We start from the raw sequence: 21,005 nt of genomic DNA, 5'->3' as shown, positions 1-21,005 counted from the left end.
ACCTCGCCGCCTAACGCACCACCCAACAAGACCCATCCCGCGCCGCTTCGCGACACGGGATGCTGCCGCACGTCAAGTTACGGTCGATTTTCGAGTTAGGCGGGGGTTAGGCGGAAGCCGACGCCTCGGACGGCGTGGATCGTCGCGGCGGCGTCCAGGCGGCCCAGCTTGTGCCGGATGCGGCGGACCACCGAATGCATGTCGGAGCCCCGGCCGAGATGATCGTTGCCCCAGACCGCGCGATGTAGTCGCGCGTACGTCCACACCTGGCCCGGAGTCCCGACGAGGCAGACCAGCAGGTCGTGCTCCAGCGGCGTCAATCCGACCTCCCGCTCCCGCCAGCGCAACACCCGCCGGTCGGAGTCGACGGCCAACTCCAGCCCTGGCAGCTCACCCGGCGCCCCGGCGTCGACAGCCCGACCACCCACACCTGAAGGTGCGGGTACGGAGCCGGCGACCGGCGAGCCAGCATCCACCAACGGAGCAGCATCCACCGGCGGATCGGCATCGACCGGCGGAACAGCGTCGGCGTCGATCGAGGGTACGGAGACCGGCGTCACCGCCGAACGGCGGACCAGGTCGAGGAACCGGCGGGCCTGGTGCGCGCTGGAGACGATCAGGAACGTCTCGGTGCCGCCGAGTAGCTGGGCGAGCTGCCGGCGCTCGGTCGCCGAGGACGCGATGCCGATGACCAAGGACGGGATCGCTGTCATCCGTTCCCACCTTTCCGGCAGGCTGGCGCAGCGCCCGGCAATTACCCGCGCCTTTTTCGGCGCGGCGGATCGGACCGCCACCAACGCGGAGCACGCGGTGCGGAGCGCGGCCTGAGGCGTGCTGGAGCTGCTGTTTCGTGAGGCTACGGGGCGAGCTACCGGGGATCATATAGCCGCCCACCGATGATTGGTATAGCAGTTAACGTCGATGTAACTGCATCCGGCAAGATGACCTGAGTAAATTGCCGGCCGGGGTCACGTCGTCACCGCGTCCCGCAGCGTCCACATCGACCGGATGGCCGACCGGGTCTCCTGGAGATACTCGGCCGTGGTCAGCGGCTGCCGGAGGCGCGCATCCGGCACCGCCGCCGGGTCGACACCTATCGTCTCCACCGTGCAGTCGTACGGGATGCCGAGCGTCCGGATGGCGTCCGCCTGCTGGAACGGTACGAAGTGCTCGGTGGTGATCAGGAGGATGCTCTCCCCCGGCTTCGGCCGGGCCTGGGAAGCCCAGTACGCGCACGTGTCGGCGGTGTTGGCCCGCCGGTTCGGGTCGGACGACGACGCGGCGAGCACGGTGAACCGCCGGCCGTCTGGAGTGTCGTAGTCGCGCGTCAGGGTAGGCCCGCCGAGGTCGCCGCGCTTGCGGGAACCCGGGAACGCGGCCCGGAGCGCGACGTCCATGGCGGCGAACTCGGTGGGGCAGGCGACGACGCCCAGGTCCGCCGCCAGGGTCCGCTCCTGCGTCGAGGTGGGACGGTGGCTGCCCAGGCCGCACACCGTGCCGCTGGTGATCCGGTCGTCGAGCAGCGCCGCCGCGTGCCGGGCCCGGATCAGGCAACTGCGGAGCAGGCCGCCGTGGATCAGGACGTGTTCGTACCGGTCCCGGCTCGGCGTGTCGCGGTGCCGCAGGCCGAGCGCGGTGACCGCCGCGCGCACCCGCTCGGTCACGTCCGGGGTGAAGTCCCGGCGCAGGGCGGTGGCGCGTTCGCCGCCCCGGCGGAAGTCCCAGTGCCGGGCCGAGATCTCCGCCAGCCCGAGGAGCACGTCACCGGTCGGCCATCTCTCCTCGAAGCACTCGACCAGGTCGCGCATGGCCGGCGAGGTCGCCCACGCGGTGATCTCCACGCGCAGGGCCACCGGATCGCGCCGCCGGCTCCATCGTGGCAACCCGATCCGGACGTACGTGGTCATGGTCCTCGCCTTCCATGAGCGATGAGATTCGGGCCGTACGGCGGTCCAATCCGGGTGACCACACTCGTGCTGCGGCTGGCCGATCAGACGCCGACCCGCGCGGACATCGCGGTCCGCTGCGCCGAGCTGGCCGAGGCGGTACGCGGTCGCGACCGGGGTGTGGTGGTCTGCGACGTGTCCGCGGTGACCCGGCCCGACCTGGTCACGGTCGAGGTCCTGGCCCGGCTCCGGCTGACCGCCCGGCGGTTCGGGTGGCGGCTGGAGGTCCGCGGCGCGGGTGTCGGCCTACGCGACCTGGCCGGCCTGCTCGGGCTGGCCGACGCCCTCTTCGAGCCGGTCCGGCAGGCCGAAGAGCGGGAACAGGCGGTCGGTGTCGAGGAAGTGGTTGAGCGAGGTGATCCGGCCGCCGGAGAGCCCGAGCACGATCAGCGACCAGGGCACGTGCCCTGAGTCGGGATCGCGCCGGTACTGCCCGAACGCCGGCATCCCGTTGGCGGCCACCGGGATCAGGCGCGAGCCGCGGCAACCGCTGCCCGTGCCGGTCATCCAGGCCGTGATGTGGTCGGGCCCGCGCATCCACAGCGGCACCGGCGGCATCGACAGCGTCGCGTCCTCGTGCAGCAGTTCGGTGAGCGCCGTGAGGTCGTACGCCTCGAACGCCCGCACGTAGCGGGTCAGCAGCGCCTGCTGCTCCTCGTCGAGCGGCCGGCGCACGTCGGCGGCGGTGTCGGCGGACGCGATCGTGGCCCGCGCGCGTTGCAGCGCGCTGTTGACGCTCGGCACGGAGGTGTCGAGCAGCTCCGCGACCTCCTGCGCCGACCAGGCAAGCACCTCGCGCAGGATGAGCACGGCCCGCTGCTTCGGCGGGAGGTGCTGCAACGCCGCGACGAACGCCAGCCGGACGGATTCCCGCCCGGCGATCACCTCGGCCGGGTCGCCGGCCGAGGGCAGCACCCGGTCGTCCGGCATCGGGCCGAGCCAGATCTGCTCCGGCCGAGGCTCGCCGGGGTGGGTCGCGGTGCCGCTGCCGGCCGGGCCGAGGTCCATCGGCCGGACCCGGCGCTGTGCGCTGGCGGTCATGTTCAGGCAGACGTTCGTCGCGATCCGGTAGAGCCAGGTCCGCAGCGCGGACCGCCCCTCGAACCGGTCGAAGTTGCGCCAGGCCCGGACGAAGGTGTCCTGCACCGCGTCCTCGGCCTCGAAGGCCGAGCCCAGCATCCGGTAGCAGTAGCCGGTCAGTTCCGACCGGTACGCCTCAAGTTGCGTCTCCACGGGGACGCTCGCCACCTCGCTCACCTGTTCGAAACTAGCCCATATGCTGCGCGAACGCGAGCACCCGGAATTCGGGTGGCGCGCACCGATGAGTTCGCCGGGCGGGTCCGGTCCATCAGTCGTCAGCAGGGAACGTGCGAAGGAGCATCCGATGGCCACCATCGAGACGAGCGCCCCCGGGCGGTACGCCGACGTCAACGGCATCCGCCTCTACGTCGAGTCGCACGGGGCGGGCCGGCCGATGATCCTGCTGCACGGCGGGCTCGGCTCGGGTGAGATGTTCGCGCCGATCCTGCCCACGCTTGCCGCCGGGCACCGGGTGATCCTGGTCGACCTCCAGGGGCACGGCCGCACCGCCGACATCGACCGGCCGCTCGACGTCGCGCTGATGGCCGACGACGTCGCCGCGCTCATCGACCACCTCGGCCTGGACCGGCCGGACCTGGTGGGCTACTCCCTCGGCGGTGGCGTGGCGATGCACGTGGCGTTCCGGCACCCGGAGAAGGTGGGCCGGCTGGTCTCCGCGTCGGCGCACATCCGCCGCGACGCGGTCTACCCGGAGCTGCTGGCGCAGCAGGGCCAGATGAACGCCTCGGTGGCCGAGTTCCTGAGGGACACCCCGATGTACGAGCTGTACCAGCGGGTGGCGCCCCGTCCGGAGGACTTCCCGCGGCTGCTCGACAAGATCGGCGCGGCGATGCGGGTGGACTTCGACTTCGCCGAGCAGGTCCGCGGCCTGCGGGTGCCGACGCTCGTGGTCGCCGCCGACGCCGACATGGCTCCGCCGAGCCACTACGTGGAGGTGTTCAAGCTGCTCGACGGCGGGCTCCGCGACGGCGGCTGGACCGGCGAGGGCCGGCCGGCGGGCGGGCACGCGCTGGCGATCCTGCCCGGCCTGAGCCACTACGACATCCACGACTCGCCGCTGTTCGCCGCCGTCACGCTCGCCTTCCTCGACGGGGGCCGCTGACCGCCGCCGCCGGGGCGTCGCCACGTCGTGCACGGGGGACGATGGGGCGACGACCCCGGCGGCGGGCAGGTGGGCGCGGGTCGGCCCGTGGCGGCGTCCCGCAGCGCGCCGTGACCCGAACTCGATTGACGGGACATCGAGCGGGTTCTACGGTCCCGCGATGCGCCCTGGAGAAATTGTCGTCACGGTCCAGCAGGTGCGCGCCCTGATCGACGAGCAGTTCCCCGAGTGGTCGGGCCTGCCGGTCGTGGCGCAGCCGCTCAACGGCACCGACAACGCGCTGTTCCGGCTCGGTGACTTCTTGACGGCGCGGCTGCCGCGGGCGCGGTGGGCGGTCGACCAGGTGACGACCGACGCGACCTGGTTGCCGCGGCTGGCGCCACACCTGCCGGTGCCGGTGCCGGTGCCGATCGCGGTCGGGCGGCCGGGCGGGGACTACCCGTGGCCGTGGACGGTCGTCCCGTGGCTGGACGGGCACAATCCGGAGGTCGGGCGGGATCTCTCCGACCTCGCCGTCGACCTCGCCGGCTTCGTGCACGCGATGATCGCGATCGACCCGATGGGCGGGCCGGTCAAGGAGGGGATCCAACGCGGCGTGCCGCTGGTGCGACGGGACGAGCTGACCCGCCGCTCGATCGCGGCGCTGGGCGACCGGATCGACGGGCGGGCCGTGACCGCGGCGTGGGACGAGGCGATGGCGGCGGACGAGTGGTCCGAACCGCCGGTGTGGCTGCACGGCGATCTCCTGGCAGGCAATCTGCTGGTCGATCGGGGCAGGCTCACCGGAGTGATCGACTTCGGCGGTCTCGGCCGGGGCGATCCGGCGGTCGAGGTGCGGCCGGGCTGGAGTCTGTTCGACGCCCGCGCGCGGACCGCCTACCGGGAGGCGCTCGGGTTCGACGAGGCGACCTGGGTACGCGGGTGGGCCTGGATGCTGTCGGGCTCGCTCTACTGGTTGGCGGATCTCTGGGACTCGATCAGGGCGGACGACCGCGAGGACACGCTCCGCCACATCGACCACATTGTGCGTCACCGCCACGACTGACCGGGCCGCCCCTGCGGCGCTCGACTCTGATGAGTCCCACACGAATGAGGAACGATCGTTCTTGACTGCTCGTTCCTAAACGGTTAGTGTTCTCGGCATGGGTCGCCCGAGGGGTTTCGACGAGGAAGTCGTGACGGCCGCGGCGGCCGAGTTGTTCGCCGGCCGGGCCTACGACGGGGTGTCCGTCGACGATCTCGTCCAGCAGTTGGGGGTGCACCGCAACAGTCTCTACAAGACCTTCGGCAGCAAGCGGGGGCTCTATCTCGCCGCCCTGCGGTGGCACATCGAGCACCGGCTGCCAGCGCTTACCGAGCAACTCGCCGCCGGCGCGGACGTCGCCGACGACTCCACACTCGATCTGCTGTTGCTGGCCGCGATCGAGCGTGCCCCCAGCGACGTCGAGGTGGCGGCCCTGGTGGCCAAGGCGTGGCAGGCACTGGAACAGGCCCTGCCACGGGCGCCGTCGGCTGACCGCCCACGCGCGAACGGGCTGGACGCGCTGCTGGGTGAGCGACTGCGGGCCCGCGCCGCGGCAGCACCGGCCGACCCCTCGTAACCGAACCCTCTCCCCGCCCGACGCTGCCGCGCCGGTGCTCCACCACGCCCCGCTTCCGGTGTCGCCGGGACTTGCGCGAAAGGACCGTTGTCATGGCCAATGTCCGCATCGACGGCGACGATGTCGTCGTGGAGATCGAAGGGATGGACCGGTTGTGGTCGCTCAAGAGCCGCCTGGTGATCCCGTTGGCAAATGTCCGTGGCGCCACCGCCGACCCGGGTATCGCCACCGATCCCAAGGGCGTTCGCGCGCCGGGTACGCACCTGCCCGGAGTGATCACCGCCGGAACCTTCCACCAGGACGGTGAGCGCGTCTTCTGGAACATCCGTGACGGCGCCCGCGCCGTCGTCATCGAACTCGCGGACGAGCACTACGCCCGCCTGGTGGTGGAGGTCGCCGACCCGGCCGCCACGGTCGCCCTCATCGAGCAGGCGGTGGCGCGATGATCCCGCTCGCCCGACGGGCCGCCATCAGCGCCGTCCTGGTCGGCAGCATCGTCGCGGGGGTGCTTCCCAGCGGCGCCGCGCAAGCCAGGCCGGTCACCCCGGCCGCGGACCGTGAGATCACCTTCACCGTGGACGGGACCATCACGTACGGCACCCTGCACCTCCCCGCCCATCGCCGGGGGCAGCGGATGCCGGCCGTGCTGTTGCTGCCCGGCAGCGGTCCCACCGACCGCAACGGCGACCAGCCGCCCGCGCTCACCCCGCACACCCTGGCCAAACTCGCCGATGCGCTGGCGGGCGAGGGAGTCGTCAGCCTGCGCTTCGACAAGTACGGCACGGGCCGGACCGGGCTGGGCGCTTACGCCGACAAGCCGGAGACGATCGACTATCCCGCATTCGTCCGCCAGGCCGACGCCGCGTACCGGCTGCTCGCCCGCCAGCCCGAGGTCGACAGGCGAGCGGTACGCCCGATCGGGCACAGCGAGGGCGCGCTGACGGCACTTATGGTCGCGGTCGCCGCCGAACCTCGTACGGCCGGGGTCGGGCTGCTGCAACCCCTGGCGGAACGGTTCCTCGACGTGCTCGCCCGACAACTGCACGACCAGCTCGCCGCCGCCGTCGCCGCCGGTCAGATGAGCCCGGAGGAGCAACGCGCCGTCGGGCGCGCCGTCGACCAGGCGGTCGCCGACCTGCGGGCGCACCGCCCGATCGACACAAGCGCCATGCCGCAGGCGCTCGCCGCGCTCTTCCAGGGCCTCGGCGGCCCCAGCCGGCGCTACGTGGAGTCCATCGACGCCGTCGACCCCGCCTCGGTCGCGCGCCGGCTACCGCCTCGGACCCCGGCCCTGCTCACCTGCGGAACCATCGACCCGCAGGTCCCTTGCGACACCACCACGCCGCTGGCGGTGGCGCTGGAGCGGGCGCACACGAGCGGGCCGGGCCGGGTCGTGCTGCCGGGCGTGGGCCACGACCTGACCGACCCCACGGATCCGGACGTGCTCGCCCCGGTGGCACTCGACGCGCTGCGTCGGCTCATGAGGTGCGGCGCCCCGGCCGCGCGCTGACGTCGTCGCTCGCTTCCGACCGGCCGTCATCGCTCGCCGATCGTCGGCAGGTGCCGTTCGCCGATGGGTACGGCGGCAGTGGCGAGCCAGCGGCGGGCGGTCACCAGCATGGCGGGTGGGCCGCACACGTAAACCTCCTGGCCGGGCCGGTGATGACGGCTGGCCAGGGCGATGGCGCTGCCACGCTCGGACGGCCCGGCGTCGGGGTCGTCGGAGAAGGCGGGCACGATCGTCAACCAGTCGTGCGCCTGTTGGAGCTTGTCGAGGGCGATCGCGTCATAGAGGTCGGTGAACGTACGTGCCCCCAGGACCAGCGTGACCCGCCGGCCGCCCGGCGCGTCGACGACCTGTTCGACAAGGGCGCGCAGGGGCGCGAGGCCGGTGCCACCGGCCACAAGCAACAAGTCTCCGTCGCCCTCGGTCAACTCCAGGCCGGTGTCGGCGGGCGCGCCGAGGTGGAGCAGCTCGCCGGGGCGTACCTCCTCGACCAGGCTGCGGGAGACGGAGCCGGCGGGCAGGGCGCGGACGTGGAACTCAAGCGTGCCGTCCGGGCGGGGCGCGTTGGCCGGGGACAGCCACCGCCACCGTCCCGGCCGGCGCGGCGTGTGTACCGGGACGGCCTGGCCGGGTCGGTGGGGCAGCCGCCGCCACGGCCGTACCGTCAGCATGGCGATGGTGTCGACGGGCCGGTCGTAGTCGATCACCTCGACCGGCCACCACGGCGGCCCGTCGCCGAGACGGGCGGCGGTGCGCTCGATCAGCCGCCAGGCCCGCCACCAGCGCACGCCGGGCGCGGGCAGCAGGGCGTCGCCGATCGCCGCCGCGTGCCAGGGCCACAGACCGAAGCTTCGGTACGCGGACCCGAGCACCCGCAGCGACGCCACCCGCCCGGCGCGGTCGTCGCCGCCTTCGAGCAGCCGCCGCAGAGAGGCGTGCAACAGCGGCGCGTCTCGCTCCGGCAGCAGCCCCGGACAACGATTCTCCACCGCCGCCCAGAATCGATCCGTCTCGTCGGTCACGGAAGCCGCCAGGCGTCGGTGCGTTCGGCAAACATCGGCGGGCGCCTCCACGCGGATTGGACGAGGTGGGAATTGCGAATGTGGAATTGGCACGATCACGTGCCGTCCGGGAGGTCCGGGTCGCGGCGGCGGCAGGCGCGATGCTGGGACTGCCACTGGCGTAGCGCCTGGCGCACACGGTCGTTCTGGGTCCGCGCGGTGATCAGCTCTCGATTCAGGCATTCGAGTTCGTCCGCCACCCGGCCGAGATGGTCGCGGACCTGCACCGGATCCAGCCCACGCCAGCGCGTGTCGAAGACGACAGCGCGAACGTGGTGTGGGAGCAGGCGGTCCGGACGGGCGTCGGTCATGCCCACAATGGTCGATTCATTACTGGCGTCAGGCAATGTTTTGCAGCAGAATGCGGACCAAGGGATGAGGTGCCTTACGCGACAGCAGCAAAGGAGATGACGTGGACGACTCGGGAAGCACCGTCCCGCGTAGGCAACTCGGCAGATATCTGAGGGAGATTCGCGAAAGCGCGCACATCACGGTGAGCGCGGCGGCCAAGGAGTTGGAATGGTCGACGCCCCGGATCTGGCGTTACGAAACGGGCCAGGTCCCCATGCATCCGAACGACGTGGAGGCGATGTGCCGGGTCTACGGCACGTCCAGCGAAACGATCGAGACGATGCGGGCGCTGGCCCGGGAGACCAAGGCCCACGGCTGGTGGCACAGCTACGGCGAGGCGGTCGAAGACTGGTTCAAGCTGTTTGTGGGGCTGGAAGCCGCCGCCACGAAGATCCGCCACCACGAAGCCAACTTGGTACCGGGCCTGTTGCAGACCGTCGACTACATGACCGAGGTGATCAGCACCGACAACCCTCAATTGAACGAGGCTGAACGACAAGCGAAGGTGGATGTCCGCCTGCGTCGCCAGCGGCTGCTGGCTCGTGCAGTTCCGCGCGCGCCCTACCTCGACGTGGTGCTCAGCGAGGCAGTGCTGCGTCGACCGCTACGTGCTCCGGGCGCGATGGCCAAGCAACTCAATGCCCTGGTGGTCAACAGTCAGCGGCACAACATCGGCATTCGAGTGCTTCCGCTCGGCGTCGGGCTCTACCGCTGGGCGTCTACAGGAACCTTCACCATGCTCGACTTCCCAACCGACGTGCGGGAACCGGAGCCGACCACGATCTACATGGACGGGCCCTGCGGCGCTGTCTACCTTGACAAGCCACACGAGATCCGCACCTATGAGGATGCGTGGCGCTCGCTCGGTGAGCGGGCGCTCGATGAGGATGAGTCCCGTGAGCTGATCACGGAGATCGCGAAGGAGATGACCCATGGAACGTGACGGGGTGTGGCGCAAGTCGTCGCGATCAGGCGGCAACGGCAACTGCGTCGAGGTGGCTGGCTTCGCCGACGCGGTAGCGGTGCGGGACACCAAGGACCGGCGGGGGCCGACGTTGAGCTTCGGCCCGGCGAGCTGGACCCGGTTCGTCGCCGCCACCCGCGCCGGCCGCTTCGACGACCGGACGTGATGCGGTGATGCTGAGTCGGGGCCGGGCCGCCGGCACCCGACTCGTCCGGCTGCTCCCAGGCGACTCAGGCCCTGCGCGAACTCCCCCGACATCCAGATCAGAAGCGAGAAGGACGAGATGAGCAGCAGGTTCGTGGTGATCACCGGTGGTCCCGGGGCGGGCAAGACCACGCTGCTCAACAGCCTGCGGCAAGCCGGCCACGCCTGCGTCGACGAAGCCGGCCGACAGATCATCCAGGACCAGATGTCGATCGGTGGTCGGGCGCTGCACAACCAGGACTCAGGGCTCTTCGCCGAAATCATGCTCAGTTGGGAGATCCGCTCCTACCGCCAGGCCGGCCGGCACGCCGGGGTCGTCTTCTTCGACCGGGGCATTCCGGATCTGGTCGGCTACCACCTCCTGCTCGGCCGGCCTGTTCCCGAGCACGTGACAGCAGCGGCCCGGAAGTTCCGCTACCACCGGCGGGTGTTCATCGCACCGCCCTGGCCGCAGATCTACGCCACCGACAGCGAGCGACAGCAGGACTTCGCCGAGGCTGTCCGCACCTACGAGGCGATGGTCGCCGCCTACACCATGCACGGCTACGACCTCACCGTCCTGCCGCGCAGCGACATCGCGTCCCGCCGCGACTTCGTCGCGCGCCACCACACATCCGTCGATGTCGGAGCCGTGGCATCTCCCGAAGTCCGCACAGCGGACATCTGAGGCACCACAGCTCCACGATCGAGAGTGGCGCGGGTCGCACCGCCGTGGGTTCCATCGACGTGCCGGAGCGGTCACACCGCTCCGTCTCCCCTTACGAGATTGATGTTCCGCATCGTGGCACCGGATGAATCTTGGTACGAGAACGCCCTCAGAAGGGCAGATCCGTACCAAGATCCTGTTCCTGGTTGCGCGCACCCCCGACCCGCCGCGCCCAGGTGAGCGGGGCCCAGGGCTGATCATGAGGTTGGCGGCATCGACGGAGATCAACATCGCTGCTAACCTCATGATCACGGCATCGGAGGCGTGGGGTCGGGCATGGCCGCCACTAGGATGCGGGGGTGGCTCAGGTTCGACGGCCGTACCTGCTGGTGGTCGCGGTGGTGGTGGTGCTGCTGGTTGGCGGGGGTGTGGCCTGGGGCGTCGACGGGGCGCTGGGGCTGAGCCACACGCCGGCCGACGTTCCGTCCGAGGCAGCCGTCGCCGCGCCACCCCGCGCACCCGCACCGGTGCCGCCGCTGACGTCGATCGTCGTGCCGGACCAGCTCCGCACCGTCAAGGCCGCCGTAGCGGTGGCCGACGCGCTCGCCTCGCGAGGCCGCCCCCGCCCCACCGTCGTCCGAACCGGGCTGTCCGGCTCGGCCCCGACGAGGAGCACCCGCACGGCCGGCCCGAACGAGACCGACCCGAACAGGACCCACCCGAACACGAACACGACCGACCCGAGCGGGACCGGCCCGAACGCGAACACGGCCGGCCCGAACGGAGCCGGCCCGAACGGGAACACGGCTCCGACCGAGACCGGCCGGGGGGCGAGCACCGCGAGCATGCCGGCAGTGACGACGCTGCGCGCGGAGCTGCGCGACGGCGGCGCCCCGGAGTCGTACCGGATCGACGCCCGCCGGACGGAGCTGACCGTCACCGGCGACCTCGCCGGTGTGGTGGCCGGGCTCTACCGGCTGGCCGACCGCATCCGCTCGGGCGCCGAGGTGCTGCCGGCGGCGGAGGCCGGCCGGCCGGTCGCGCCCCGGTTGGGGCTGCGGCTGACCGACGCCGGCTCGGTGGGGCGCGAGGCGGACCCGACGGCGTTCGGCGACGACTACCGCCTCAACACCGACATCGTCACGCCCGCGCTGCTGCCCCGTGCCCCGTGGGTGGACGCCGTCGCGGTGGCCCGCGTCGACGCGCAGTTCCGGCAGTTCGTCGACCACGCGGCGGCGCAGGGCTACAACGGCGTGGTGGTCCCAGGCTTCCTGGAGTACGTCACGTTCGCCGGCGTCGGTGACGGGCACGCGGTCCATCCGGCCGGCGACCCGCACGTGGACCGGGCCCGCGCGATGGTCGCGGCGTTCGGGCCGGTCTTCCGGTACGCCGACCAGATGGGCCTGAAGGTCTTCCTGCTCACCGACATGCTTGCGGTGTCGCCGCCGCTTGAGGCATACCTGAAGCGGACCGTCGGCGGGCTCGACACCACCGACCCCCGGCTCTGGGCGGTCTACCGCGCCGGGCTGGCCGAGCTGTTCGCCGGCATGCCGTTCGTCGCCGGCCTGATGGTCCGCGTCGGCGAGGGCGGCGAGGTGTACGCGGGCGACGGCTGGGACTACACCTCGAAGCTCGCGGTCACCACCGCCGAGGGCGTACGCGCGATGCTGCGGGCGCTGCTCGACACGGCGGGACCGGCCGGCAAGGAGATCATCTTCCGCACCTGGACGGTGGGCGTCGGCGCGGTCGGCGACCTGCACACCAACCCGGAGTCGTACGCCGAGGTGCTGGGCGGGCTCGACGATCCGCATTTGATCGTGTCCACCAAGTACACGCTCGGTGACTTCTACAGTCACCTGCCGCTCAACACCACGCTGCTCGGCGGCGCGCACCGGCGGATCGTGGAGTTCCAGGCCCGGCGCGAGTTCGAGGGGTTCGGCGCGCTGCCGAACGACCTCGGTCCGCTGCACCGGGCCGCGCTGCGCGCGTTCCTCGCCGCGAATCCGCACGTCGAGGGCGTGTGGAACTGGACCCAGGACGGCGGTCCGCTGCGCGCCGGGCCGATGTCGCTCTACCTGCGCGCCGGTTTCTGGCAGCTCTACGACCTGAACACGTACGCGGTCGCCCGGCTGGCCTGGGATCCGGACGCCGACCCGGCGCGGATCACGGCGGACTGGGCGTACCGGACGTTCTCCGCCGATCCGGCCACCGTGGCGGCGATCGGGCAGGCCATGGCGCTGTCCCGCGCGGCGGTCACCACCGGCCTCTACATCGGCCCGTACGCGGACATGTCGGTGCGGGCGCTCGGGCTGGAACCACCGCCGATGATGTGGATCTTCGAGTGGGACATCCCGACCGGGGACTCGGCGGCGCTTGACAGCATCTACGCGGTCACCGGCGACCGGGTCGACGCGGCTGTCGCCGAGGGCGCCGACGCGGTCGCGACCGCCAGGCGGATGCGTGCGCTTGTGGCCGGCACCGACCCGGCGACGTGGCGGGACGCCTGGTTGCGGCAACGGTTCGTCGACACGCTCGACTACCAGGTGGACCTGTTCGGAACACTTGCCGCCTACCGGAGCATGGTGCTGCGGCACGCGCAGTGGCTGGACACCGGCGCCGACACCGCGTACGCGCAGTGGCGGTCGGCGGCCGGCGCGTACCGGGAGGCGCGGGACCGGCACCGGCAGCGCTACGGCGGGGACGTCGATCTCCCGGCGTACCGCTTCACGGCGGCCGACCTCGGCGCGCGGCGCGCGGACCGCGACCCGGCGATGGCCTGGGCGGCGCGGGCGCTGCTGGTCCTGGTCGGCGCGGTGGTGGCGCTCGGCCTGCGCGGGCGCGAACGGGAAGGCGACAGCGGGCGCGGGCCGGGCGGCGCGGCGGCGCGGGCGTTGCTGCTCGGCGCGCTGCGCCCGTGGCGGGTGGCCGCGCTGCCGACGCCGGAGTCCCGGCCGGACCGGGTGCTGGTATGGCTCGTGCCGGCCGTGGTGCTGGTGGCGAGCCGCCTGGTGTTCACCTGGTTCGCCGCGCCCGCGCACCTGCTTGTCACGCTCGGCGCCTGGGCGCTGTTCGCGCTCGTCGCGCGCCTGGCCGTGGGCCGGCGGGACCCGTTCGGGCTGTGGGCGGTCCTCGGCGGGGTGGCGCTGCTGCGTAGCGTGCTGCTGCTTGCGGTGCTTGCCGCGCGCGGGCCGGGCGGCTACTGGTTCGTGTTCTGGACCGCGCCGACCCGCCGGGCGGTTTACCTGACCGTCGCGGTGGCGGCGTTCTGCTGGCTGTTCGTGGCCACCGCAGTGGTGCTGCGCGACCGTTACCGGCTGGCCCGCCGCCGCGCGGTCGGGGTGACGCTCGCCGCCGCCGGGGTGCCGCTGGCGGTGCTGGCCGGGCTGGTCGCGTGGGTCGGCCCGGAACGCGCGCTGACCGTGTGGAACGACCAGATGGCGTTGCTGCCGTGGGGGTTGTCCCGCATCCTCGGCATCACCGTCTACCTGGGCATTCCGACGAGCCTGCCCGGGTACGCCGCCACCGCCGGGACGGTGCTGGCCGCCGCCGGGCTGCTGCTGTCGGCCGGTCGCCGCGTGACGAGCCACTGATGCCCCACAACGTCGCCTGATCACGGGGCAGCCCCGGCGCGGGATGGCCGCTATTCTCCGGCGGTGATCCGTCGCCTCGCTACCTTCTCCCTCCTACTCGTCGCCGGTTGCGGGTCGACCGACGCGGCCGGCTCCACCCAGGCCAGCCCCACCGCGCCGTCCGACCGGTACGCAGCCAGCGCATGCGTCCTGGTGGCCGATGCGATCGAGAAGCAGGATGTCGGTATCGGCGCCGGCACCCGGTCCGGCGCGCGGGCCGTCAAGTCGACCGATCCGGGCATCCGCGAGGCCGGCCGGCAGTTGGTGATCGTCGGTATCGAGGCCGAGAAGCTCTGGGTGGAGAACGACCCGAAGGTGGACCGGGGCCCCGCCGACGCCAGGGTGGCCGAGGCGCGGCAGAAGTTGCTGTCGGCCTGCACCGATCTCTTCGGCGCCCAGCCCTGGCCGTTCGACAAGCACCCATGATCGAGGCGGTCTTCTTCGACGTCGGGGGGACGATCCTCGACGAGTCGCGCGAGTTCGCGGACTGGGCGGACTGGCTCGGCGTACCCCGGCACACGTTCTCCGCCGTTTTCGGCGCGGTGATCGCCCGGGGGCAGGACTGGCAGGAGGCGTTCCGGACCTTCCGGCAGGACTTCGATCTCGCAACCGAGTTGGCGCGCCGGGTCGCGGCCGGCCGGCCGGAGTCGTTCGGCGAGGACGATCTCCACCCCGACGCGCGGCCGTGCCTGGCCGCCCTGAAGGAGCAGGGCCTGCTGGTGGGCCTGGCCGGCAACCAGCCGGCGCACGCCGAGGCGACTCTGCGCGCGCTCGACCTCCCGGTGGACGTGATCGGCACGTCGCACGGGTGGGGCGTGGCGAAGCCGGCGCCGGAGTTCTTCGCGCGGGTCGTCCGCGCGGCCGGCCGTGACCCGGCGTCGATCCTCTACGTCGGTGACCGGCCCGACAACGACGCGCACGCGGCCATGGCGGCGGGCATGCGGGCCTGCCTGATCCGGCGCGGCCCGTGGGGGCACATCCTCGACATGCCGGCCGTGGCACAGCGGTGCCTGTTCCGGATCGGGTCGCTCGACGAACTGCCGGGTCTGGTGGCGGAGCACAACGCCGGCTGTCGGTCCTCCGCCCTACCCTCGGGGTCATGACGATTCAACGCATGGACAACGTCGGCATCGTGGTCGACGACCTGGACGCCGCGGTCGCCTTCTTCACCGCGCTCGGCATGGAGCTGGAGGGCCGGATGCCGATCGAGGGTGCCTGGGCGGGGAAGGTCGTCGGGCTCGACGACATGCGGAGCGAGATCGCGATGATGCGGATCCCGGACGCGCCGGGCCGGCTCGAACTGGCGACCTACCACTCCCCGAAGGCGATCACCCCCGAGCCGGCGGTCACCCCGTCGAACACGGTGGGCCTGCACCGCGTCATGTTCGCCGTCGACGACATCGAGGACACGCTCGCCCGCCTCCGCCCGCACGGCGCCGAACTCGTCGGCGAGGTGACGCGCTTCGAGGACAGCTTCCTGCTCTGCTATCTCCGCGGGCCGAGCGGCATCATCCTCGCGCTGGCCGAGCAGTTGAACTGACGGCGAGGCACAGACGCTTTCAGTCGCCGGCCAGCTCCGGCCGGTGCTGCGAACGCCGGAAACCTAGACCGCCAGGGCCAGGTCCGCCACCTCGGCGGCGCAGCCCCAGGACAGCGTCACCCCCGCCCCACCGTGCCCGTACGCGTGCACCAGCCGCCCGCCCGTGGGATCCACCTCGACCCGGGGGCCACCGTGCCGGACCGGCCGCAACCCGATCCGCTCCCCCAGCACCGGCGCGCCCGCCAACTGCGGCACCAGGGCGACGCACCGGCGGTGGATCGCCGCCGCGGTCTCCGGGTCGGGCCGGGTGTGGTCCACGCCGGGCTGGTAGGTGCCGCCGAGGACCACGTCGTGCCGGCGCGGGTGCACGTACGTGACGCCGGCCGGGTGGTCCTCGTCGCGCACCGAGACGGTCAGGCCGGGATTCGCCACCAGCACGATGTGCCCGCGCGCCGGGTGGACGGCCGGGTCGGCGGCGAGCCGGCCGGCGGCCAGTCCGGTCGCGTTGACCACGGTCGGCGCGATCTCGTACGCCTCGGCGAGCGCGCCCAGGGCGCGGCGGACGATCCGGCCGCCGGCGGCCTCGACCTGCCGGTGCAGCCAGGTCAGGTATCGGGTCATCTCCACCGTCGGGGCGGTGAACCGCAGCAGCGCCGTGTAGGGCGCGTCGGCCGGCTCCGCCACCAGGTCGCCGCAGGCGTCCGCCCACCACGGCGGCCCGGGGTACGGGCGGCGCAGCCACATCCGGGTGGGCCGGTCGACCACCCCGGGCACGCCGTCGGCCGCCTGGCGGCGCAGTTCCGCGTGGGTGTCGCGGGCCCAGCGCAGCACCCGCGGGTCCTCCTCGGTGTGACTCGGGTACCACACCGCGGCGGCCACCGTGGACACGATCTCCGCCGGGTCGTCGGCGGTCAGCACGGTGACCCGCGCGCCGCGCCGCTGGAGGGCGACCGCCGCCGTCAGCCCGATCACTCCCCCGCCGACCACCACCACGTCCGCTGCCGCCATCGTCCGCTCCCGTCGCCCGTACCGTCGATGTTCTTCCGATGGTGGGCCCCCGGCGGCGCTGCCGTCCAAGACGGATCGGACCGGCGGCGATAAGCGGCGCTTATGATGGTGGCATGGTCGAGGCCCCGGGCACCTGGTCGGACCTGCGCCGGCTGCGCTCCTTCGTGGTGCTCGCCGAGGAGCTGCACTTCACCCGCGCGGCGGCCCGGCTGCGCATCGCCCAGCCCGCGCTCAGCCAGCAGATCCGGGCGTTGGAACGCCAGCTCGGCGCGCCGCTTGTGCACCGCACCAGCCGGGGCTGCACGTTGACCGAGGTCGGCGCCCGGGTCGCCGCCGAGGCTGGGCGGCTGATCGCCGAGGTGGACGCCACCACCGCCCGCATCCGCGATCTGGCACGCGGCCGGGGCGGCCGGTTGCGGCTGGCGTACACCAGATCGGCGCGCGGCGGCCGGGTCGACGCGCTCATCGACCGGTTCCGGGCCACCCACCCGGGCGTCGAGCTGGTCTCCGAGACGGCCTGGACGGCCCCGAACGTGGCCGGCCTGCTCGCCGGCCGGCTGGACGCGGCGTTCGTCCGCCCGCCGGTGCACGAGCGGGCGCTTGCCTGCCGCACGGTCGACACCGAGGAACTGCTGCTGGCGCTGCCGGCCGGCCACCCGCTCGCCGCCGGCCGCCACCGGATCAGCCGGGCCGAGGTGGTCGACCTGCCGGCGGTGATGTGGCCACGGGAGAACGGGCCGGGCATGTTCGACCGGACCATCGCCCAGGTGTGGCCGGGCGGCGGCTTCCGGCTGGTCCGGCACGAGCCGGACGACGAGCAGTTGCTGCGCGCGGTGGCGCGCGGCGACGTGGTCGCGGCCGTGCCGGCCGGCCGGGCCCGGGCGTTGCGGCTGCCCGGCGTACGGCTGCGCCGGTTCACCGCCCCGACGCCCACCGTGGATGTCGGGCTGGCCTGGCCGGTCGACAGCACCAACCCGGCGTTACAGGCGCTGCTCGCCCTGCTCGACCGGACGGACCCGCCCCCGGGCGCGGTCAGTTCCCCGCCGGCACCTGCTCCTTGACGTCGTCGTAGCCGACCGTGCCGGGCGCCTCAGCCGGCGCGTAGATCACCCGGATCACGCCGGTCGGGTACGCCTCCGTCGCGATCACCTTCAGGTGGTACGGGGCGTCGCCCTCGTCGAACAGCTTGCGGCCCTTGCGCGCCGCCACCGGGTGCACCAGCAGCCGCAGCTCGTCGACAAGCCCGGCCGCGAGCAGTTGCTGCACCACCGAGATGGACCCGGGGATGAGGATGCCCTTGACGCCGGGGTCGGCCTTGAGCGCGGCGACCGCCTCCGCCAGATCGCCCTGGATCAGCTCGGAGTTGCGCCACGAGAACTCCAGCGGCTGCCGCGAGACGACCACCTTGCGCATGTCACCGAGCTGCTTGGCGAACGGCGCGTCCTCCCCACCGGCGGCCTCCCGGTCGGGCCACGCGCCGGCGAAGCTGTCGTAGGTCGGACGGGCGATGAGGAGGACGTCGGCGGTCTCGTAGTCCTCCGTGACGGCGCGGCCCATGTTGTCGTCGAAATAGGGGAAGTGCCAGTCCGGGTCGATCTCGGCGACGCCGTCGGCCGAGATGAACAGCGTGGAGATGACCTTCGCCATCGCGGTGCTCCTTCACGTCAGGTGATGTCGACGGGTAGACCGCCGCAGCATGCCAAACTCATCGGCCCGGGAGGGGGTTACCGGCCCAGACCGTGTGAGAAGGGGCCCCTTCTATACCGGAGGCGTTAAGCGGGGCCCCCGCCTTACTCCTGAGCTGATCAGGAATCGAGAAGCCGCCAAACCTTCCCAGGTCATAGCGTTGCTGTCGAGCGGACGACACCACGCCGACCGTCGACGACGAGGGGGAACCGAGATGTCCGAGGGCTTCAGCGCCGAGGAGCGCGCCGCCATGAAGGAGCGCGCCGCCGAACTTCGCGCCGAGGGGAAGAAGGGCGCGAAGAAGGCCGACGAGTTGCAGACGCTGCTGGACCGGATCGCGCAGATGGCACCGGCCGACCGGGAGCTGGCCGAGCGCGTGCACGTGACGATCACCTCCACCGCACCCGAGCTGTCGCCGAAGACCTGGTACGGCATGCCCGCGTACGCGAACGCGGCCGGCAAGATCGTGGTCTTCTTCCAGGACTCGGGGAAGTTCAACTACCGCTACTCGACTGTGGGCTTCCAGGACTCGGCGAACCTCGACGACGGCGACATGTGGCCGGCGTCGTACGCGCTGCTGAGGTGGAGCCCCGAGGTGGAGAAGAAGCTCGTGGAGCTGGTGCGGGCGGCGGTCTCCTGACGGGCGGGTCGCCCCTACGTCTGCCAGGACCTGAGGCCGCGGACCGCGGCGCCGGCGACGTCGTCGGCGAAGGCGGGGTTGTTGCTGCTGCCCTCCCAGCCCTGGTCATGCACCACAGTCACGCCATCCGCCACCCGCACCACCGTGATCTGGCTGGTCGCGGTGCCTCCACTTCGGCTGCCGTCGAGGTTCGTCGCGGGCCGGGTCAACGTGACGAGCAGGCCCTCGTCCCCCGTGTCGGCAAGTGGCTGCGCCCGGACGGTGACGGTGTTGCCCGCGTCCGGGAAGGACCGGCAGGTTTCCAGCGCCTCGCGGACCCGGCGCAGGTAGTCACCGGCGTCGGTGCCCGCGAAGGCGAACACGGTCTGGTTGAGCGTGCCGAAGGGGACGTTCTCCGGTGGGTCCTCGGGTGTCTTGTAGATGCTCATCATGGCGGCGGCTGCGGTCGACCGGCCGCCGGTGGCGAACTCCTCGGCACACAGCTTCGGCAGGGCGTCGGCGACCTCCATCGACCGCGGGGCGCTCTTGCGCATCTCCGGCGGCAGGTCGACGAAGGCGGACTTCGGGATCGTCACGGCCGCGCCTGGCGCGCCGGTCGCGGGTGACGCCGACGGCGTGGTGTCGGGTGTCGGCGCCGACGCCGGGGCGGTGGTGGCCCCCTGCCCCTGGTCACCCCCGCCGGCGGTGCACCCGGCCGCAAGCAGCACGGTGGCGAGCAGTGGCGGGCCCAGCAGCCGCCGGTGTCGTCGATCCGGTCCGTGCACGTCGACCTCCGTCCGATGGTCCCGCTCAGGCACCTGCCCGCTGCCGTCCGGACCGAAACACCATGGATACGCAAACAACTGCTTGTGCAAGCGTATGCTTGTATTAATATAGCGGCGTGCCCGACCTCGACCTTGCCTTCGCCGCTCTCGGCGACCCGGTCCGCCGCGCCCTGGTGACCCGCCTCGCCCGCGGCGACGCCACGGTGGGCGAGCTGGCCGCGCCGTTCGACCTGACCCCACAGGCGATCTCCCACCACGTGGGGGTGCTGCGCCGCTGCGGGCTGGTCGAGCAACGACGCGAGGGCACCCGGCGGCCCTGCCGGCTCCGTGCCGACCAGCTCGCGCTGCTCGGCACGTGGATCGACGAGCAACGCCGGGCCTGGCACGACCGGCTCGACGCGCTCGACCGACACCTTACCGACGAGGAGGGCACGCGGTGACCGCCCGCGCCGAGCTGCACGGCGACGAACTGATCGCCCGACGCCACCTGTCCGCCGCCCCGGAACGGGTCTGGGCCGCCTTCACCACGCCCGCGAGCATCGCGGCGTTCTGGGGCGGCTCGCACGCCCGGGTGCCAGCCGGGTCGGTGACCGTCGACGCCCGGCCCGGCGGGGAGTTCGCGCTCGACACCCGGGCGCCGGACGGCGCCACCCGCCGGCTGCGGTTCGTCTACGTGCGCCTCGACCCGCCCCGCGAACTCGTGTTCGACGAACCGGTCACCGGCCTGCGCACCACCGTGACGCTCCGGCCCGCCGACGACGGCACGGATCTCACCGTCCACCAGCGACGGCTCCCGCCGGAGCTCCGCAGCACCCGGGCGGTCGACGGCCTCGCCTCGATCCTCGACGCCCTCGCCGCCCACCTGTCCGAGAACCTCGCCCAGAACGGAAACAACCATGACCCAGCGTGACCTGGTCGACGAATACTTCGCCGGCTTCCGGACCAGCGACCACCCGCGCGTCCTGGCGACCCTCACCGACGACGTCGAGTGGGTCATCCACGGCCACCGCACCACCCGGGGGCGGACGGAGTTCGACGGCGAGATCGAGAACCCGGCGTTCACCGGCAGCCCGCAGCTCGACGTCGAGCGGGTGCACGAGGACGGCCCGGTGGTCGTGGTCACCGGCGAGGGCCGAGGAACAAGCGTCGAGCACGGCCCGTTCCGGTTCGCCTTCAACGACCTGTTCACGTTCCGCGACGGGCTCATCGCCCGCGTCGACTCCTACGTGGTCCCGCTGCCCTGACACGATCCGCC

26 protein-coding genes and 1 pseudogene are annotated in these 21,005 nt (G+C 72.3%); 18 read left to right on the top strand and 9 right to left on the bottom strand.

The window, feature by feature from the left end; genetic code table 11:
• Positions 1-95 precede the first annotated feature (95 nt).
• The 3 genes from SM450_RS13475 to SM450_RS13465 form a co-directional block, all read right to left on the bottom strand.
• Complete coding sequence (locus tag SM450_RS13475) at positions 96-713, bottom strand: winged helix-turn-helix domain-containing protein (RefSeq protein ID WP_474620055.1); 618 nt, start codon at positions 711-713, stop codon at positions 96-98.
• 255 nt (positions 714-968) lie between these two features.
• Positions 969-1,907: a hypothetical protein gene (locus SM450_RS13470; RefSeq protein WP_474620054.1), complete on the bottom strand. Its 939-nt coding sequence runs from the start codon at positions 1,905-1,907 to the stop codon at positions 969-971.
• A gap of 83 nt (positions 1,908-1,990) precedes the next feature.
• On the bottom strand, positions 1,991-2,113 hold the full coding sequence (locus tag SM450_RS13465; RefSeq protein WP_474620078.1) for a hypothetical protein: 123 nt from the start codon (positions 2,111-2,113) through the stop codon (positions 1,991-1,993).
• On the opposite strand from SM450_RS13465, the pseudogene SM450_RS13460 reads away from it, so the two are divergent.
• Positions 2,067-2,162 (top strand): annotated as a pseudogene (locus tag SM450_RS13460) (hypothetical protein); the annotation flags it as partial. The gene SM450_RS13465 and the pseudogene SM450_RS13460 overlap by 47 nt on opposite strands.
• A gap of 30 nt (positions 2,163-2,192) precedes the next feature.
• Here the strand turns inward: SM450_RS13460 and SM450_RS13455 are convergent.
• Entirely contained in the window at positions 2,193-3,203 is a 1,011-nt protein-coding gene (locus tag SM450_RS13455; RefSeq protein WP_474620053.1) for a sigma-70 family RNA polymerase sigma factor, read from the bottom strand.
• A 127-nt stretch (positions 3,204-3,330) separates the two neighbouring features.
• Here SM450_RS13455 and SM450_RS13450 point away from each other — a divergent pair, with 127 nt between their 5' ends.
• The 5 genes from SM450_RS13450 to SM450_RS13430 all read left to right on the top strand — a co-directional run bounded on the left by SM450_RS13450 (position 3,331) and on the right by SM450_RS13430 (position 7,260).
• A complete protein-coding gene (locus tag SM450_RS13450) occupies positions 3,331-4,149 on the top strand; it encodes an alpha/beta fold hydrolase (protein ID WP_474620052.1) in 819 nt (272 codons plus the stop codon).
• A gap of 160 nt (positions 4,150-4,309) precedes the next feature.
• Positions 4,310-5,194, top strand: a complete 885-nt coding sequence (locus tag SM450_RS13445; protein ID WP_474620051.1) for an aminoglycoside phosphotransferase family protein — start codon at positions 4,310-4,312, stop codon at positions 5,192-5,194.
• Positions 5,195-5,291: 97 nt separating this feature from the next.
• Positions 5,292-5,750, top strand: coding sequence for a TetR/AcrR family transcriptional regulator (locus SM450_RS13440; RefSeq protein WP_474620050.1), 459 nt, complete (start codon positions 5,292-5,294; stop codon positions 5,748-5,750).
• A gap of 92 nt (positions 5,751-5,842) precedes the next feature.
• On the top strand, positions 5,843-6,196 hold the full coding sequence (locus SM450_RS13435; RefSeq protein ID WP_474620049.1) for a hypothetical protein: 354 nt from the start codon (positions 5,843-5,845) through the stop codon (positions 6,194-6,196).
• Complete coding sequence (locus tag SM450_RS13430) at positions 6,193-7,260, top strand: alpha/beta hydrolase family protein (RefSeq protein WP_474620048.1); 1,068 nt, start codon at positions 6,193-6,195, stop codon at positions 7,258-7,260. The genes SM450_RS13435 and SM450_RS13430 overlap by 4 nt, the downstream gene beginning before the upstream one ends.
• 26 nt (positions 7,261-7,286) lie before the next feature.
• On the opposite strand, the gene SM450_RS13425 is transcribed toward SM450_RS13430, so the two are convergent.
• The gene (locus SM450_RS13425) at positions 7,287-8,279 is read right to left on the bottom strand and encodes an FAD-binding oxidoreductase (protein WP_474620047.1); all 993 of its coding nucleotides are present in this window, start codon (positions 8,277-8,279) and stop codon (positions 7,287-7,289) included.
• 95 nt (positions 8,280-8,374) lie between these two features.
• Complete coding sequence (locus SM450_RS13420; protein ID WP_474620046.1) at positions 8,375-8,629, bottom strand: DivIVA domain-containing protein; 255 nt, start codon at positions 8,627-8,629, stop codon at positions 8,375-8,377.
• A 101-nt stretch (positions 8,630-8,730) separates the two neighbouring features.
• Between SM450_RS13420 and SM450_RS13415 the strand changes: the two genes are divergently transcribed.
• The 7 genes from SM450_RS13415 (at position 8,731) to SM450_RS13385 (ending at position 15,652) form a co-directional block, all read left to right on the top strand.
• Positions 8,731-9,612 (top strand): helix-turn-helix domain-containing protein, encoded by an 882-nt coding sequence (locus SM450_RS13415; protein ID WP_474620045.1) that lies wholly within the window; start codon positions 8,731-8,733, stop codon positions 9,610-9,612.
• 4 nt (positions 9,613-9,616) lie between these two features.
• Positions 9,617-9,799, top strand: a complete 183-nt coding sequence (locus tag SM450_RS13410) for a DUF397 domain-containing protein (RefSeq protein ID WP_474620076.1) — start codon at positions 9,617-9,619, stop codon at positions 9,797-9,799.
• A gap of 117 nt (positions 9,800-9,916) precedes the next feature.
• Positions 9,917-10,504, top strand: coding sequence for an AAA family ATPase (locus SM450_RS13405; RefSeq protein WP_474620044.1), 588 nt, complete (start codon positions 9,917-9,919; stop codon positions 10,502-10,504).
• A 338-nt stretch (positions 10,505-10,842) separates the two neighbouring features.
• Positions 10,843-14,073 (top strand): hypothetical protein, encoded by a 3,231-nt coding sequence (locus SM450_RS13400; RefSeq protein WP_474620043.1) that lies wholly within the window; start codon positions 10,843-10,845, stop codon positions 14,071-14,073.
• Between the two features lie 63 nt (positions 14,074-14,136).
• A complete protein-coding gene (locus tag SM450_RS13395; protein ID WP_474620042.1) occupies positions 14,137-14,538 on the top strand; it encodes a hypothetical protein in 402 nt (133 codons plus the stop codon).
• Positions 14,535-15,215, top strand: coding sequence for an HAD family hydrolase (locus SM450_RS13390; RefSeq protein ID WP_474620041.1), 681 nt, complete (start codon positions 14,535-14,537; stop codon positions 15,213-15,215). The genes SM450_RS13395 and SM450_RS13390 overlap by 4 nt, the downstream gene beginning before the upstream one ends.
• Positions 15,212-15,652 (top strand): VOC family protein, encoded by a 441-nt coding sequence (locus SM450_RS13385; protein ID WP_474620040.1) that lies wholly within the window; start codon positions 15,212-15,214, stop codon positions 15,650-15,652. The genes SM450_RS13390 and SM450_RS13385 overlap by 4 nt, the downstream gene beginning before the upstream one ends.
• A gap of 63 nt (positions 15,653-15,715) precedes the next feature.
• On the opposite strand, the gene SM450_RS13380 is transcribed toward SM450_RS13385, so the two are convergent.
• Positions 15,716-16,660, bottom strand: a complete 945-nt coding sequence (locus tag SM450_RS13380) for an FAD-dependent oxidoreductase (protein WP_474620039.1) — start codon at positions 16,658-16,660, stop codon at positions 15,716-15,718.
• A 113-nt stretch (positions 16,661-16,773) separates the two neighbouring features.
• Between SM450_RS13380 and SM450_RS13375 the strand changes: the two genes are divergently transcribed.
• Complete coding sequence (locus tag SM450_RS13375) at positions 16,774-17,721, top strand: LysR family transcriptional regulator (protein WP_474620038.1); 948 nt, start codon at positions 16,774-16,776, stop codon at positions 17,719-17,721.
• Here the strand turns inward: SM450_RS13375 and SM450_RS13370 are convergent.
• Positions 17,693-18,307, bottom strand: coding sequence for a dihydrofolate reductase family protein (locus tag SM450_RS13370; protein WP_474620037.1), 615 nt, complete (start codon positions 18,305-18,307; stop codon positions 17,693-17,695). The two genes, SM450_RS13375 and SM450_RS13370, sit on opposite strands and share 29 nt — an antisense overlap.
• A 253-nt stretch (positions 18,308-18,560) precedes the next feature.
• Here SM450_RS13370 and SM450_RS13365 point away from each other — a divergent pair, with 253 nt between their 5' ends.
• Positions 18,561-18,986 (top strand): iron chaperone, encoded by a 426-nt coding sequence (locus SM450_RS13365; RefSeq protein WP_474620036.1) that lies wholly within the window; start codon positions 18,561-18,563, stop codon positions 18,984-18,986.
• Positions 18,987-19,000: 14 nt separating this feature from the next.
• On the opposite strand, the gene SM450_RS13360 is transcribed toward SM450_RS13365, so the two are convergent.
• Entirely contained in the window at positions 19,001-19,750 is a 750-nt protein-coding gene (locus SM450_RS13360) for a hypothetical protein (RefSeq protein ID WP_474620035.1), read from the bottom strand.
• Positions 19,751-19,866: 116 nt separating this feature from the next.
• Between SM450_RS13360 and SM450_RS13355 the strand changes: the two genes are divergently transcribed.
• The 3 genes from SM450_RS13355 to SM450_RS13345 are packed head-to-tail and all read left to right on the top strand — an operon-like array spanning position 19,867 to position 20,994.
• Positions 19,867-20,190, top strand: coding sequence for an ArsR/SmtB family transcription factor (locus tag SM450_RS13355; RefSeq protein WP_474620034.1), 324 nt, complete (start codon positions 19,867-19,869; stop codon positions 20,188-20,190).
• Positions 20,187-20,660 carry an SRPBCC family protein gene (locus SM450_RS13350; protein ID WP_474620033.1) on the top strand — a complete coding sequence of 158 codons (474 nt, stop codon included), beginning with the start codon at positions 20,187-20,189 and terminating at the stop codon, positions 20,658-20,660. Before SM450_RS13355 ends, SM450_RS13350 begins: the two co-directional genes overlap by 4 nt.
• Positions 20,647-20,994 (top strand): nuclear transport factor 2 family protein, encoded by a 348-nt coding sequence (locus SM450_RS13345; protein ID WP_474620032.1) that lies wholly within the window; start codon positions 20,647-20,649, stop codon positions 20,992-20,994. Before SM450_RS13350 ends, SM450_RS13345 begins: the two co-directional genes overlap by 14 nt.
• Positions 20,995-21,005 lie beyond the last annotated feature (11 nt).

Source organism: Micromonospora marincola, assembly GCF_056150385.1.
The sequence above is the reverse complement of the archived record's forward strand: the minus strand, read 5'-3'. Positions and strand labels throughout refer to the sequence as shown.